Origin of the sequence: Streptomyces sp. NPDC048196, from assembly GCF_040652715.1 — a bacterium.
GTDB lineage: Bacteria > Actinomycetota > Actinomycetes > Streptomycetales > Streptomycetaceae > Streptomyces > Streptomyces siderophoricus.
In genome coordinates this window covers 1-1,195 of record NZ_JBEZMM010000113.1, presented here as the reverse complement: position 1 = coordinate 1,195, position 1,195 = coordinate 1, and the positions used below count along the sequence as shown (strand labels likewise).

The following is a 1,195-nucleotide window of genomic DNA, read 5'->3' as shown; positions in this document are numbered from 1 at the left end:
ACACAGTGGACGCGAGCAACTGAGGACAAGCCCTCGGCCTATTAGTACCAGTCAACTCCACACCTTACGGCGCTTCCATATCTGGCCTATCAACCCAGTCGTCTACTGGGAGCCTTACCCCATCAAGTGGGAGGGAGCCCTCATCTCGAAGCAGGCTTCCCGCTTAGATGCTTTCAGCGGTTATCCTTTCCGAACGTAGCCAACCAGCCATGCCCTTGGCAGGACAACTGGCACACCAGAGGTTCGTCCGTCCCGGTCCTCTCGTACTAGGGACAGCCCTTCTCAAGACTCCTACGCGCACAGCGGATAGGGACCGAACTGTCTCACGACGTTCTAAACCCAGCTCGCGTACCGCTTTAATGGGCGAACAGCCCAACCCTTGGGACCGACTCCAGCCCCAGGATGCGACGAGCCGACATCGAGGTGCCAAACCATCCCGTCGATATGGACTCTTGGGGAAGATCAGCCTGTTATCCCCGGGGTACCTTTTATCCGTTGAGCGACGGCGCTTCCACAAGCCACCGCCGGATCACTAGTCCCTACTTTCGTACCTGCTCGACCCGTCAGTCTCACAGTCAAGCTCCCTTGTGCACTTACACTCAACACCTGATTGCCAACCAGGCTGAGGGAACCTTTGGGCGCCTCCGTTACCCTTTAGGAGGCAACCGCCCCAGTTAAACTACCCACCAGACACTGTCCCTGATCCGGATCACGGACCCAGGTTAGACATCCAGCACGACCAGAGTGGTATTTCAACAATGACTCCACACCAACTGGCGTTGATGCTTCACAGTCTCCCACCTATCCTACACAAGCCGAACCGAACACCAATATCAAGCTATAGTAAAGGTCCCGGGGTCTTTCCGTCCTGCTGCGCGAAACGAGCATCTTTACTCGTAATGCAATTTCACCGGGCCTATGGTTGAGACAGTCGAGAAGTCGTTACGCCATTCGTGCAGGTCGGAACTTACCCGACAAGGAATTTCGCTACCTTAGGATGGTTATAGTTACCACCGCCGTTTACTGGCGCTTAAGTTCTCAGCTTCGCCATGACGAATCATGACTAACCGGTCCCCTTAACGTTCCAGCACCGGGCAGGCGTCAGTCCGTATACATCGCCTTACGGCTTCGCACGGACCTGTGTTTTTAGTAAACAGTCGCTTCTCGCTGGTCTCTGCGGCCACCCCCAGCTCAG

The 1,195-nt window shown here is 55.6% G+C and carries 1 rRNA gene; it reads right to left on the bottom strand.

Annotation, left to right across the window (positions count from 1 at the left end):
- Nucleotides 1–21: 21 nt before the first annotated feature.
- Nucleotides 22–1,195, bottom strand: a 23S ribosomal RNA gene (locus AB0E02_RS39270); the annotation flags it as partial.